The organism is Pseudoclavibacter sp. CFCC 13611, from assembly GCF_008831225.1.
Classification (GTDB): domain Bacteria; phylum Actinomycetota; class Actinomycetes; order Actinomycetales; family Microbacteriaceae; genus Pseudoclavibacter_A.
Window position 1 is genome coordinate 315,465 of sequence record NZ_WBKE01000002.1, and the last position, 13,078, is coordinate 328,542.

Here is a 13,078-nt window from a genome sequence, read left to right on the forward strand (position 1 = left end):
CGTACCATTTGCGTGTGACGTCACCCAAGATCTTTGTCTCCCGCATCATCGGCAGCGGGGTGTTCGACCCTGCCGGTGACCGAGTGGGCCGCACACGTGACGTGGTCGTCACCTATCGCACCGTAGGGCCTCCTGTGGTCGTCGGCCTGTTGGTCGAGGTTCCCGGGCGCAGGCGGGTCTTCCTACGAATCGCCCGGGTCACCGGCATCGTCTCCGGGGCCATCATCACCACTGGGCTGATCAACCTGCGCCGCTTCGAGCAGCGCGCCGGTGAGACGCGCATTCTCGCTGAGATCTTCGGCCGAACCGTGCGCCTGCGCGATTCGCAGCAGACCGGACGCATCGAAGACGTCAGCATCGAGAAGCTGAGCACGGGTGAGTGGGTGATCGCCGACGCCTTCATGCGCAAGCCGAAGACGAACGCATCGCCGTTCTCGCGCGGCGAGACCGTGCTCGTGCCGTGGGATGAGACCGAAGAGATCCACCGTGAGGGCGTCGAACAGGACACCACCCACCTGCTCGCCTCGTTCCAAGAGCTGCAGGCCCCAGATCTGGCGAGCTCGCTGATGGAGCTGCCAGACCGTCGGCGTGAAGAGGTCATCGAGAACCTGTCGAACGAACGTCTCGCCGACGCGCTCGAAGAGCTCGGTCGCAACGACCAGGCCGAACTCGTGCGCACCATCGATGACATTCGTTTCGCCGAGGTGCTCGACCACATGCAGCCTGACGACGCCGCCGACCTCGTCGCCGAGATCGCTCCAGAGCGCAAAGAGAAGCTGCTGCAGCTGATGGAGCCCGAAGAGGCCTCTGACGTGCGTATGCTGCTGCGCTACGCCCCCGACACCGCCGGTGGTCTGATGACCACCGAGCCGGTGATCTGCTCTGCCGACACGACCGTGGCCGAGGGGCTGGCGCTGATCCGCCGACATGAGATCGCACCCGCTCTGGCGGCCGCGATCTGGGTCACGCTGCCGCCCTATGAGGCGCCGACGGGTCGCTACATCGGCATGGTGCACTTTCAGCGGATGCTGCGGTATCCTCCGCATGAGCGTCTCGGCACCCTGGTCGACGACGACATCGAGCCGATGTCCCCTGAGACGTCGGCACTTGAGGTCGCGCGAAATCTTGCCGCGTACAATCTGACGTCGATTCCCGTCGTCGACGGCAACCGACGCCTGCTCGGCGTGGTGACTGTTGACGACGTACTGGACAACCTGCTGCCTGAAGACTGGCGGCACCGAGTCGGGGAGGTGAACGATGATGGCGAAACAGCCGAGCAGTGATCACGGACTGCTGAACGCACCACAGGCACGTCGCGTGCGACTGTGGAAGCGCAAGGATCCTGTCGAGTTCGGCAGCGCCGACACCTTCGGTCGGTTCACTGAATCGTTCGCGCGTGCGATGGGCACGCCGGCCTTCCTGCTCGGCATGAGCGTGTTCATCATCCTCTGGATCACTTGGAACACGATCGGCCCCGAAGACCTGCGCTTCGACTCGGCGGCGATGGGGTACATCGCCCTGACGCTGGTGCTGAGTCTGCAGGCCTCGTACTCGGCTCCGCTGCTGCTTCTGGCGCAGAACCGACAGGACGATCGCGACCGTGTGCAGATCGAGCAGGATCGCCAGCGAGCGGAACGCAACCTGGCCGACACCGAGTATCTGGCTCGTGAGGTGGTTGCGCTGCGTCTTGCCGTCAGCGAGCTCGCCAGCGAGCGGTTCGTGCGTGATGAGCTGCGCGAGCAGCTCGAAGATCTGACCGCCACCATCCAGGAGCTGCGCGGCGAGATGACACCGCGACAGGCGGGCGAGGGCATCGCCTCATCGGCCGCTGAGACATCCGTCGCTGCTCACCGCAACGGTCACGCAGCGACGGCCGCACCTCTGAACCAGGCGGTCGACGGGCAGGCGCAGGAACAGCGCTGATGCTGCCCGATCAGACGTCGAAGCACATCGACCCTGCTTTGGAGGCAGCGCTTTCGCGCGTGCACGATCCAGAGCTTCGTCGGCCGCTCGTCGACCTGGGCATGATCGAGCAGGCGACGCTCGTCGACGGTCGCGCTGAAGCGCTGGTGCGGCTCACGATCACGGGTTGCCCGGCCTCGCAGCGCATCGAGCATGACGTCATCGAAGCGCTCGAAAGCGTCGTGGGCGCAGGCAACGCCAATGTCACCCTCGAAGTCATGAGCGACGAGCAGCGGCGGGCGCTGCTCGCCTCATTGCGGCAGGGGCACCGCGGCAATCCCTTCGGTGAAGGCACCCTCACCCGGGTCATCGCGGTCACCAGTGGCAAGGGAGGCGTCGGCAAGTCGACCATCACCGCCAACCTTGCGGCCGACCTTGCGGCTCGGGGGCTCGACGTCGGGGTGCTCGACGCTGACGTCTACGGATTCTCGATTCCCGGCCAGCTCGGCATAACGACCGGCCCGACCAAGCTCGACGAGCTGATGCTGCCGCCGATCGGCCATGGGGTGAAGGCGATCTCGATCGGCATGTTCGTGGGGGCGGGCAAAGCCGTCTCGTGGCGTGGACCGATGCTGCAGCGCACGCTTCAGCAGTTTCTGACCGACGTGCACTTCGGCGATCTCGACGTGCTGCTGCTCGACCTGCCGCCGGGCACCGGCGACGTCGCGCTGACGGCCGGGCAGCTGCTGCCGAACGCCGAGGTGGTCGTCGTGACCACGCCCCAAGAGGCCGCCTCCGAGGTTGCCGTGCGAGCCGGACTGCTCGCCGGGCAGCTGGGGCAGAAAGTGGCTGGCGTCGTCGAGAACATGTCGTGGCTGCAGCAGGGCGATGAACGCATCGAGGTCTTCGGCTCGGGTGGGGGTCGGCGCGCCGCCGACGAGCTCAGCCAGGATCTCGAACGCCCCGTGCCGCTGCTGGGACAGATTCCGATGAGCATTCCGGTGCGTGCCGGCGCCGACATCGGGCAGCCGGTCGTGCTGACGGCTCCGGAAGACCCGGCGGCTCAGGCTCTGCACGCACTGGCAACCAGGCTCGTCGAGCGACCTCGCGGCCTGCAGGGTCGGCAGTTGCCGCTCAGCGTCGGGTGACGAGGGGCGATTCTGTGCGCACGGGACAGAGCATCTTTTCGGGCTCGACGAATGGCCTGTGCACAGTGTGATCAGCATGCACGCCGACCGATGAAGTGCGTGATCAGGTCGCGTCGCTGTCGAAAGGTGCCGGTCGCTGATTGCGCTCACGTTCGGCTCGCTCGCTTGCGACGAGCGCGGTGGCGGTGAGGGCGGTGGATGCGACGGCCCCGGTCGCCGCTCCGGCTGCACCTGCGGCGGTTGTGACGGGCGGATCATCCTGCAGCGCCTCGGCGATGATCCGACGCGGATCGTACTGGCGTGGGTCGAGCTTCTTCCAGTCGAGGTCGTCGATGGCGCCGTCGGTCTCGTCTTTGACACGCTGCTTGGAACTCTCGAGAAACTCTTTGACCTTGCGCGTGCCACGACCGAGCAGCTCTGCGTAGCGCGGTAGATTCGCCGGGCCGAGAATGAGCGCAGCAACCACTGCTACCAAGAGGATTTTCTCGAAACTCATTCCCACAGGTATTACAGTAGCCGAGTTGTTCCTATGCTTGCAGCAGGAGGTTGCCATGACATCAGCGGCGAACATCGCCAGGTACACGGCCGAATACCAGACCGAGCCTGAGACGATCGAACGCGCTCGAGCTGCGGCGCTCGAGTGGAATGTTGAGGCGGTCTCACCAATCGTCGGCGCGCAGCTTGCACTGCTCAGCGGTGCCGTAGACGCCCGTAACATCGTCGAAGTGGGCACGGGGACCGGTGTCAGCGGTCTGTGGCTGCTGAAGGGCGCGCCAGAGGCTACGCTGACCACGATTGAGTCAGAGGTTGACTACCAGCAGTCGGCCAAACGCTCGTTCGCTCAGGCAGCCCTGCCAGGGTCGCATGTGCGCGCCATTCTGGGGCGTGCATCAGGAGTGCTGGAACGACTTGCCGACCGTTCGTACGATCTGGTGTTCATCGACGCCGACATCGCTTCGGCGCCCGCCTACGTCGCACACGGACTGCGACTGGCACGACCGGGTGGACTCATCGTGCTGGCCCACGCACTGGCTCATGGTCGAGTGGCCGATCCAGCGGCTCGGGATGCCGAGACGACTGGGCTGCGAGATCTCATCGAAGAGATCGGCAAGCGAGACCAGATTCGATCATCGCTGCTCCCGCTGGATGACGGCCTGCTGACTGTGGTGGCCCCCGCGAGCTAGAGGCCTGAGCGAGCTAGAAGCCCGGTCAAAACCGGTTCAGGCGACCACGTCGGCCAGAACGGAGTGCAGCTCTTTGGCCTCGTCGGGTGTGACGGAGACGACAAGTCGTCCGCCGCCTTCAAGTGGCACGCGTACCACGATGACCTTGCCCTCTCGGACGGCCTCCATCGGTCCGTCACCAGTGCGCGGTTTCATCGCTGCCATGGCATATACCTCTTTCTGAGCGATACGAGCGTGCTGCTTTGCACCACTCCAGTATCTCACGAGCGCTCGAAAAGGGGCAGGGCGCACTTCGTCCCAGGCCCTTCTGGACATCGATGAGTCTGGGACGAAGACGACGCAGGCTAGAGTCCGGCGCTCTGGGCCCCGTGCTCGGCCTGGGCAGCCGTGAACCCGTCGAAGACCAACTGATCGACGAGTGACTTGTGAGAGAAGCCGGTGAGCTTCAGATAGGCGGCAGCTTTGCGCTCGGCCTGGGCATTCCAGTCGACGTTCAACGAGTCGACCGCGGCGGCGGCGTCGGCAGCCGAGAAGTGCTCGAACTCGAGCTGCTTGATGAGGCCATCTCGTGAGAAGCCGGTCAGATCAAGGTAGTTCTGCGCCTTTCGCGCGGCCTGTGTCTGCGACACTGAGCCCGCCGGAGGCTCGGGCGCACTCGTGGTCGGTGCGGCCTCAGGTGTGGCTTCGGTCTTGGGGGCAGCATCGGTCTGTGCCTCATTCGTGGGTGTGCTCGATGCGAATGGCTGCTGCGTTGCCGACGTGCCGACGCCCGTCGTGGTTGACGACAGCATGGCGCCTGTGGTGGCACCCGAGGCGATGCCGAGCACGACGACCACGGCAGAGACGATCCAGGCGATGGTCGCCTGCTTTCCCTCCGGGCGCACATTGAGTCCCTGTTTGTCAGTTGCGTTGCCGGTGAGGGCCAGAATGAGATCGATCAGTGACCAGATGCCGAAGCCGCCGAGGGTGATGAGCTTCAGGATGCCGGTGCCGACTTTGCCGAGATAGAAGCGGTCGATGCCCAGAGAGCCTAAGAACAGGCTGAGCAGCCAGGTGGCCAGAAAGCTCTTCGGCGACTGGCCCCGCTGCGGAGCGCCGAACTGAGCATTCGGGCTTCGCTGCTGTGCCGTCCACCCGGTGCCGTCGAAGTATCGTTCTGCACCTGGCTGCTGCGGGTCGGGGTACCAACCTGCGGGAGGGGTACTCGGGGTGTTGTTGGTCATGTGGCCAAGCTCCAATCATCAATCGGCTGTGTGTTATCTGAGAATAACCACTCCCACCGACAGTCGAGTGTTCACTGAGCCTGGCGCATCCGGGGTCAGCGCAGCCAGGCGACCAGCGCATCCAGACAGCGCGGCACTTCGTCGACGCGCAGACGTTCGTCGTCGGCGTGCGCCAGCAGGGCGTCTCCGGGGCCGAAATTGACCGCGGGGATGCCGAGCGCACTGAAGCGGGAGACATCGGTCCAGCCGTATTTCGGCTTCGGTTCGCTGCCGACGGCCTCGACGAACTCTTTGGCGATCGGGGCGTCGAGCCCGGGGCGGGCTCCCGGCGACATGTCGATGAACTCGATTTCGTAGCCGGCGAAGAGGTCGCGCATGCGCTGTTCTGCCTCGGCTGCGCTGCGGCTCGGTGCGAAGCGATAGTTGACGTGCACGGTGCACTCGTCGGGAATCACGTTGCCGGCGACACCTCCCGTGATGCCTACGGCGTTGAGACCCTCGCGGTAGGCAAGACCGTCGACCGCGATCGTCTCGGGCTCGAAGTCGCGCAGAATGTCGAGAATGCCGGCGGCGGCATGAATCGCATTCACCCCGACCCATGCGCGGGCGGAATGCGCGCGCCGACCCCGAGTGTGCAGCAGGAAGCGGCACGTGCCGTTGCACCCGCCTTCGATCTCGCCACCGGTGGGCTCGCCCAGGATGGCGAAGTCGGCGGCCAGCCACTCAGGGTGCTCACGCGAGACTCGGCCCAGACCGTTGAGGTCGGCGGCGACCTCTTCGTTGTCGTAGAAGACGTAGGTGATGTCGACGCTCGGGGCGGGCACACGACCCGCAACGGCCAGAAACACGGCGTCACCGGCCTTCATGTCGACGGTGCCACGACCGTTCAGCCAGGTGCCTTCGGCGTCGGTCGTGGTGGTGGTCGGCACGTTGTCCCGGATCGGCACGGTGTCGAGGTGCCCCGCCAGAAGCACTCGTCGGTCGCGTCCGAGGTGCGTGCGCGCCACAACGGTGTCGCCGTCGCGCAGCACCTCGAGGTCGGTCTGCGTGCGCAGCGCATGCTCGACCGCGTCGGCCAGCCGTCGTTCGTCACCCGACTCAGACGGAATGTCGCAGATGGCGCGGGTCAGGTCGATGACCGAGCCGGAGAGGTCGAGAGCGTCGGGCGAAGTGTTCATGGTCAACATGGTAGCGACGGGTACAATCTGTGCCTATGACTGACACCCCAGACAACGCACCCCGCATCGGATTCGGCACCGGCCTCGCCACGCTCACTGCGAAGGGCGATGTGCTGGACGTGTGGTTCCCGCTGCCCGAGCTGCTCGAGAGAGTCGAAGACGCGCCGGGCCAGCAGCCGGGGCTCGAGTCGCACTTTGCTGGGCTCGTCGAAGGCGAGCAGGCGCGAGACGAGCTGCGCGAGGTCGAACGCCGGGTGATCTCAGCTGTCGTCGACCTGCAGCAGCCCGTCGAAGACACCGCTGACGCGTACCTGCGCCTGCACCTGCTGTCGCATCTGCTGGTGCAGCCCAACTCGATCAACCTCGACGGCATCTTCGGCCACCTGCCGAACAACGTCTGGACCAACCGCGGGCCGGTCGAGCCCGACACCTTCGACCGTCGCCGCGGGCAGCTGCGCGCGGCAGGCGTCGTCGCGCTGCTGGTCGACAAGTTCCCGCGTCTGATCGACTACGTGAGCCCCAAGGGCGTGCGCATCGGAGACGGCGCTCGCGTGCGTCTGGGCGCACACCTCGCTCCGGGCACGACGGTCATGCACGAAGGCTTCGTCAACTTCAACGCGGGCACTCTCGGCGAGTCGATGGTCGAGGGGCGCATCTCGCAGGGCGTCGTGGTCGGCGACGGTTCGGACATCGGCGGCGGCGCATCCATCATGGGCACGCTCTCGGGCGGCGGTCGCGAGCGCGTGCGCATCGGCGAGCATGCGCTGCTCGGCGCGAATGCCGGCATCGGCATCTCGATCGGTGACGACAGCGTCGTCGAGGCAGGGCTCTACATCACGGCTGGCACCAAGGTCACGCTGCTTGGTGCAGGCGGCACACAGCGCGTCGTCAAGGCCGTTGAGCTGAGCGGCGAGAGCAACCTGCTGTTCCGTCGCAACTCGGTCACCGGTGCGGTGGAGGCGCTGCGTCGAAAGGGTCAGGGCATCGAGCTGAACCCGGAGCTGCACGCTTGAGTGCCGCGTTCAGCGACGAGGCCTGGACGCTCACGGCGGGGCTGCGTGCGCAGATCGACGAACTCGACTTTCTGCGCGAGCTCGGTGACGGCACGCTCGACATGGACGACTTCCTGTTCTATCTGCGGCAGGATTCGTTCTACCTGACGGGTTACGCCAAGGCGCTCGCCTTTGTGGCGACCCACGCGCCCGATCCGCAGAGCGCCGCTTTCTGGGCGGGCGCCGCAGCCGAAGCGAGCACCGGCGAGACCGAGCTGCACGAGACGCTGCTGCCGCACGGCCGTGCCGAAGAGGTGCGCGAGCCGCTGCAGGCGTCGCCCACCTCGCTCGGCTATACGTCGTACCTCGTCGCCACCGCTGCGACCGAGTCGTACGCCGTCGCCGCGGCTGCTCTGCTGCCGTGTTTCTGGGTGTATGCGGATGTGTCGGCTCGGCTGGCCGTGCACGCGCACGACGTGCTCGCGGCCGATCCACGGCATCCGTTCGCCCAGTGGGTGGCCAACTATGACGGCGAGGACTTCCAGCACGCCGTGGCCGAAGCCCGACGCTGGACGGATGCAGCGGCCGAGCAGGTCGGCGCCGACGAGCGCCAGCGCATGCTCGACGCATTCCTGATCGCCACGCGCTACGAGCTGCTGTTCTGGCGCACGGCGAAGCTCCGCGAGCGCTGGCCTGAGCACTGAGCCGGATGCACGCAGGCGCATGCGCTGAGACGGATGCACCGAGACACCGTGGGCACCGACTGAACGAGAACTGAGAGTCTGAGGAGGCAATCATGCTGTTGGCATTCTCTGTGGCGCCGTCGGGCACTGGCCGAGCCGATGCGTCGGTGCACGATGCGGTCGCTGCAGCGGTCAAGGTCGTGCGCGACTCCGGTCTGCCCAATCGCACCTCGTCGATGTTCACTGAGATCGAAGGCACATGGGATGAGGTCTTCGACGTCGTGAAGCGTGCCACCGAGGCGGTCGAGCCGTTCGGGTCGCGGGTCTCGCTGGTGATCAAGGCGGATATCCGCCCAGGTCACACCGGCGAGATCACCGGCAAGCTCGAACGGCTGGAGCAGGCCATCGACGAGCTCTGAGACGCCGCTGCGTACAGATCCGTCGCGGGAATGCCTCCCGGATCAGGTCAGATCTCTTCGAGGTCGACGACCTCGAACTCAAGCAGACGCGCCCCGGTGGCGACCGGCTTGTGGCCCTCGCCGTGAGCGTGCGCAGCATGGTTCGCACGGCTGTCGCGCCAGTGTTCGAAGTCCTCCTGCGTCGCCCACTGCGTCAGCACGAAGTAGCGATCCTCACCCGCGGTCGGGCGCAGCAACTGGAAGCTCTCGAACCCCGGCTGTCCGTCGACCGAGTGACGGCGAGCGGCGAAGCGGCGCTCCAGCTCGGCACCCTCGCCTTCGGGCACCTCAAGCGCATTGATGACGACGACTGACATGTTGTCTCCTTCTGTTGCGATTCTCGTTCCGAGGGACTCAGGCGGTCCCACAGCAGTCGGCAGCGCCGACGATCAGGCCCGCTCTTTGAGCACGTAGCGCTGAACCTTCGCGCTCGCCGTTCGGGGCAGCTCGTCGACGAACTCGATCACCCGCGGATAGGCGTGCGCTGCGTAGCGGGTCTTGACCTCCTGCTGCAGCTCGTGGATGAGCGTCTCGTCGCCGGTGAAGCTCTGAGCGAGCACGATATAGGCTGCGACGACCTCGCCGCGCAGCTCGTCGGGTTTGCCGACGACCGCGACCTCGCGCACTGCCGGGTGCATGGCGAGCACACTCTCGACGTCAAGCGGACTGATGCGATATCCAGCAGCCAGAATGAGGTCGTCGTCGCGCGACACGAAGTGCAGCTGACCGTCGTCGCTCTGCCAGGCGAGGTCTCCGGTGAGGTACCAGCGGCCGTCGTCGGTGTAGCGCTCGGCGGTCTTCTGCGGCGCATCGTCATAACCCGGGAACCACCAGACCGGGCTCTCGGAGGGCGAGAAGGCGAGACGACCCACCTCGCCGGCCTTGGCCGGCCGGTCAGCATCCTGATCGAGGATCTCGCAGTGCCAGCCGGGCAGCGTCACCCCCATCGAACCGGCCTGGGCCGGCAGCGAGATGCCCTCGCGCCAGGGCACCCCGATCAGCATGCCGTGCTCGGTCTGTCCGTAGTGATCGTGCGGCTCGGCTCCGAGCACATCGCGCGACCACTCGAGCACCTCAGGCGTCAGGGGCTCACCGGCAGACGACGCGCGGCGCAGGTGCACGGGCAGGTCGCTCTGCGGGTCGTTGCGCATGGCACGGAACATGGTGGGTGCTCCGCAGAAGTTGGTGACGCCGAACCGGCTGAGCACGTTCCAGGCCTGCTCGGCGGTGAATTTGTCGTGCGGCAGCAGGTTCGTGTGGCCCACGACCAGCGGCCCGAGCACCCCGAAGTAGAGCCCGTAGGCCCAGCCCGGGTCGGCGGCGTTCCAGAACACGTCGTCGGGCTGCAGATCGAGCCCGTTGACCATGTACGAGCGGAACGACACCAGCGCCTTCATCGGCAGCGGGACGCCCTTCGGCGCCCCGGTCGTGCCAGAGGTGTAGAGCAGAGCGAGCACGCCGTCACCACCGATCGAAGCCGATTCGGTGAGGGGCTCGGCCGTTTCGACGAGCGGACCGAAGACCGCGTCGTCGGCCCATTCCGGGTGCGCGGCTGCCGTCGTGTCGTCGTCGATCGGGTCGACGCGCAGGATGCTCCAGCTGCGTCCGTCTGCAGGCAGATCCTCGCTCGGGTCGAGCTTGTGTCGCTGGCTCGCGTCGGCCACGACCAAAGTGGCACGACCGGCGTTGACCCGCATGCCGATGGCCTGCGCCGCGAGGGCGGTGAAGAGGGGGATGTGCACGGCGCCGAGACGCCAGATGCCGAGCAGAATGCCGATGTAGTCGGCTGATCGAGCCATCATGACGCCGACGCGGGAGCCCTCAGTGACGCCGAGATCGGCGAGCACGCGAGCCGAGCGCTGCGAGAGTTCGTCGAGGTCGCCGAATGTGAGGTCGACGGCATTCCAGTCGGCGTCGACGGTGCGGAAGGCCACAGCATCGCGAGGATGCGCCCGCAGCAGCAGATCGATCGCGTTCGCCTCGGGTGCGTCGTAGACGGCACGCCAGCGGGTGATCTCTTCGTCGATGAGCCGAGTGATCTCGGTGTCGGGCTGCTGCGCTTCGGTCATCTGGGCTCCAGTCTCGTCGTGCTTCTCGGGAAGGCGCACCGCCGTTGCTGCGCCCGGCAGACAGCCTACGTCAGGCGTCGCGCCGAATGTGGATCACACGGAATCCACGCGCAGTGGCTGCACGGCGCACTTCGAAGTCGCAGGGCAGCTCCTCGGCCAGCCAGCGCTGCAGCGAGTCAGCACCGAGCTGCTTGCCGACGACGAGCCAGGCTGCGCCGCCAGGAGCGAGCCGCGGCAGCCAGGTCAGCAGCAGCTCGTGCAGCGCCTGTTTGCCGATGCGGATCGGCGGATTCGCCCAGATGACGTTGAACTCGACATCGTCGGGCACGCCGTCGGGGGAGGCGACGGTGACCCCCTCGAGACCGAGGCGATCGGCGTTGCGCGTGGTGGCATCCCTCGCCCGCTCGTTCACGTCGACGGCCCAGATCCGCAGATGCGGTGCACGCAGGGCAAGCGTCAGTGCGATCGGGCCCCAGCCGCACCCGATGTCGAGCGCCTGACCGGTCTGCGGCGGCTCGGGCACGTGATCGAGCAGGATGCGGGTGGCCTTGTCGAGCCCGTCAGGGGAGAACAGGCCACTGGCGACGGCCACTGTGCGTGTGCGACCATCGAGATCGACGTCGATGTCGCGCCAATGCGCGGCCACCTGTGGGTGTTCGGCGAAATAATGCTCTTGAGCCATGCGTTCAGGTTAGTGGAGGTACATATACATGACAGATTCCGGGCGCCCGTTGGACGAGCTGCTGCAGAGGATCGAGGCTCGTGAGCAGGCGACGGAGGCTCTCGGCCGAGAGATCGATTCGACCACTGTGAAGGTCGGCCATGCTCAGGCGCTGCAGTCTGAGGCGAGCGAGGCTCACGGTGGTGACGAGGAGCGATTCGAACGTGCGGCGCTGAAGCGCGTCGCAGGGCTCTCGACCGAACTCGAAGACGTCTCAGAGGTCGAGTACCGGCAGCTGCGGCTTGAGAACGTCGTGTTGATCGGTGTGTACACGCAGGGGAGTCTTGCCGATGCCGAGAACTCGCTTGCCGAGCTCGCCGCACTGGCAGAGACCGCCGGATCACGAGTGCTGGATGCGCTGCTGCAGCGCCGGCTGAACCCAGATCCGGGCACGTATCTTGGTCACGGCAAGGCCCATGAGCTGAAAGAGCTCGTCGCCGCACTGGGTGCCGACACCGTCATCGCAGACACTGAGCTCGCCCCGAGTCAGCGGCGTGCGCTCGAAGACGTCGTGCGGGTGAAGGTCGTCGACCGCACCGCGCTGATCCTCGACATCTTCGCCCAGCACGCCAAGAGCCGAGAGGGCAAAGCCCAGGTCGAGCTCGCGCAGATGGAGTACATGCTGCCGCGTCTGCGAGGCTGGGGCGGATCACTGAGCCGTCAGGCCGGCGGCCGTGCTGCTGCCGGTGAGGGCATCGGCTCGCGTGGCCCGGGCGAGACGCAGATCGAGATGGATCGCCGGCGCATTCACACGCGCATGGCGAAGCTGCGCAAACAGATCAAGGCGATGGCGCCGGCCCGCGCCGCGAAGCGTGCGAACCGCGACCGTTTCGCGATTCCGTCGGTTGCCGTGGTCGGGTACACCAACGCGGGCAAGTCGTCGCTGGTCAACGCGATCACCGGTTCGGACGAACTCGTGCAGAACCAGCTGTTCGCGACTCTTGACTCGACCGTGCGTCGCAACACGACCGAAGACGGTCGGGTGTACACGCTCAGCGACACAGTCGGCTTCGTGCGGCGTCTGCCGCACCAGCTCGTCGAGGCGTTCCGGTCGACGTTCGAAGAGGCAGCCGACGCAGATGTGCTCGTGCACGTCGTCGACGGCTCGCACCCCGATCCACAGGCGCAGATCGAAGCGGTGAGAACCGTGCTTGCGGAGTCGGGTCTGGAGGGGGCACGCGAGATTCTGGTCTTCAACAAGATCGACCTCGTCGACGACGAGCGTCGCATGGTGCTTCGTGCCATGGAGCCCGAGGCTTCGATGGTCTCTACTCGCACCGGTGAGGGCATCGTCGACCTGGTGCGTCGCATCGAGACGGCGCTGCCCGACCCCGGCGTCGAAATCGATGTCGTGGTTCCCTACGACCGCGGCGATCTCGTTGCGCAGGCGCACGAGCACGGGCAGGTGTTGCACACCGAGTACCTGGACAAGGGCACACGGCTGCATGCGCGCGTCAGCCCGCAGCTGGCAGAGCAGATTGACGGGGTTGCCGTCACAGCTGCTGCCGTGCAGTGAGCGC

At 66.3% G+C, this 13,078-nt stretch carries 15 protein-coding genes; 8 read left to right on the top strand and 7 right to left on the bottom strand.

Going from position 1 to position 13,078, the window contains the following annotated elements; all coding sequences use genetic code 11:
* The first annotated feature begins 14 nt into the window (after positions 1–14).
* The 3 genes from F8O08_RS05725 to F8O08_RS05735 are packed head-to-tail and all read left to right on the top strand — an operon-like array spanning position 15 to position 3,050.
* A complete protein-coding gene (locus F8O08_RS05725) occupies positions 15–1,283 on the top strand; it encodes a magnesium transporter MgtE N-terminal domain-containing protein (RefSeq protein WP_158031904.1) in 1,269 nt (422 codons plus the stop codon).
* Positions 1,261–1,923, top strand: coding sequence for a DUF1003 domain-containing protein (locus F8O08_RS05730; protein ID WP_158043010.1), 663 nt, complete (start codon positions 1,261–1,263; stop codon positions 1,921–1,923). Before F8O08_RS05725 ends, F8O08_RS05730 begins: the two co-directional genes overlap by 23 nt.
* Entirely contained in the window at positions 1,923–3,050 is a 1,128-nt protein-coding gene (locus tag F8O08_RS05735; RefSeq protein ID WP_158042822.1) for an Mrp/NBP35 family ATP-binding protein, read from the top strand. The genes F8O08_RS05730 and F8O08_RS05735 overlap by 1 nt, the downstream gene beginning before the upstream one ends.
* 103 nt (positions 3,051–3,153) lie before the next feature.
* Here F8O08_RS05735 and F8O08_RS05740 read toward each other — a convergent pair whose 3' ends face one another.
* Positions 3,154–3,546 carry a twin-arginine translocase TatA/TatE family subunit gene (locus tag F8O08_RS05740; RefSeq protein ID WP_225733586.1) on the bottom strand — a complete coding sequence of 131 codons (393 nt, stop codon included), beginning with the start codon at positions 3,544–3,546 and terminating at the stop codon, positions 3,154–3,156.
* 55 nt (positions 3,547–3,601) lie between these two features.
* Between F8O08_RS05740 and F8O08_RS05745 the strand changes: the two genes are divergently transcribed.
* The gene (locus tag F8O08_RS05745; protein ID WP_158031901.1) at positions 3,602–4,234 is read left to right on the top strand and encodes an O-methyltransferase; all 633 of its coding nucleotides are present in this window, start codon (positions 3,602–3,604) and stop codon (positions 4,232–4,234) included.
* Positions 4,235–4,270: 36 nt separating this feature from the next.
* Here the strand turns inward: F8O08_RS05745 and F8O08_RS05750 are convergent, their stop codons facing one another.
* From F8O08_RS05750 to dapE, 3 genes are all read right to left on the bottom strand, one after another.
* Entirely contained in the window at positions 4,271–4,438 is a 168-nt protein-coding gene (locus F8O08_RS05750; RefSeq protein WP_158031900.1) for a DUF3117 domain-containing protein, read from the bottom strand.
* A 140-nt stretch (positions 4,439–4,578) separates the two neighbouring features.
* Positions 4,579–5,457: an Ltp family lipoprotein gene (locus tag F8O08_RS05755; RefSeq protein WP_158042823.1), complete on the bottom strand. Its 879-nt coding sequence runs from the start codon at positions 5,455–5,457 to the stop codon at positions 4,579–4,581.
* Positions 5,458–5,552: 95 nt separating this feature from the next.
* The gene (dapE, locus tag F8O08_RS05760) at positions 5,553–6,635 is read right to left on the bottom strand and encodes a succinyl-diaminopimelate desuccinylase (RefSeq protein ID WP_158042824.1); all 1,083 of its coding nucleotides are present in this window, start codon (positions 6,633–6,635) and stop codon (positions 5,553–5,555) included.
* 35 nt (positions 6,636–6,670) lie between these two features.
* Here dapE and dapD point away from each other — a divergent pair, with 35 nt between their 5' ends.
* The 3 genes from dapD (at position 6,671) to F8O08_RS05775 (ending at position 8,729) form a co-directional block, all read left to right on the top strand.
* Positions 6,671–7,648 carry a 2,3,4,5-tetrahydropyridine-2,6-dicarboxylate N-succinyltransferase gene (dapD, locus tag F8O08_RS05765; protein WP_158042825.1) on the top strand — a complete coding sequence of 326 codons (978 nt, stop codon included), beginning with the start codon at positions 6,671–6,673 and terminating at the stop codon, positions 7,646–7,648.
* Entirely contained in the window at positions 7,645–8,331 is a 687-nt protein-coding gene (locus F8O08_RS05770; protein ID WP_158037486.1) for a TenA family protein, read from the top strand. Before dapD ends, F8O08_RS05770 begins: the two co-directional genes overlap by 4 nt.
* A gap of 92 nt (positions 8,332–8,423) precedes the next feature.
* The gene (locus F8O08_RS05775) at positions 8,424–8,729 is read left to right on the top strand and encodes an MTH1187 family thiamine-binding protein (protein ID WP_158031896.1); all 306 of its coding nucleotides are present in this window, start codon (positions 8,424–8,426) and stop codon (positions 8,727–8,729) included.
* A 47-nt stretch (positions 8,730–8,776) separates the two neighbouring features.
* On the opposite strand, the gene F8O08_RS05780 is transcribed toward F8O08_RS05775, so the two are convergent.
* The 3 genes from F8O08_RS05780 to F8O08_RS05790 form a co-directional block, all read right to left on the bottom strand.
* Positions 8,777–9,085, bottom strand: a complete 309-nt coding sequence (locus F8O08_RS05780; RefSeq protein ID WP_158037487.1) for an antibiotic biosynthesis monooxygenase family protein — start codon at positions 9,083–9,085, stop codon at positions 8,777–8,779.
* A gap of 72 nt (positions 9,086–9,157) precedes the next feature.
* Positions 9,158–10,837 carry an AMP-binding protein gene (locus F8O08_RS05785; RefSeq protein ID WP_158042826.1) on the bottom strand — a complete coding sequence of 560 codons (1,680 nt, stop codon included), beginning with the start codon at positions 10,835–10,837 and terminating at the stop codon, positions 9,158–9,160.
* A 70-nt stretch (positions 10,838–10,907) separates the two neighbouring features.
* Entirely contained in the window at positions 10,908–11,519 is a 612-nt protein-coding gene (locus tag F8O08_RS05790; protein WP_158042827.1) for a class I SAM-dependent methyltransferase, read from the bottom strand.
* A 28-nt stretch (positions 11,520–11,547) separates the two neighbouring features.
* Between F8O08_RS05790 and hflX the strand changes: the two genes are divergently transcribed.
* On the top strand, positions 11,548–13,074 hold the full coding sequence (gene hflX / locus F8O08_RS05795; protein ID WP_158042828.1) for a GTPase HflX: 1,527 nt from the start codon (positions 11,548–11,550) through the stop codon (positions 13,072–13,074).
* Positions 13,075–13,078: the final 4 nt, after the last annotated feature.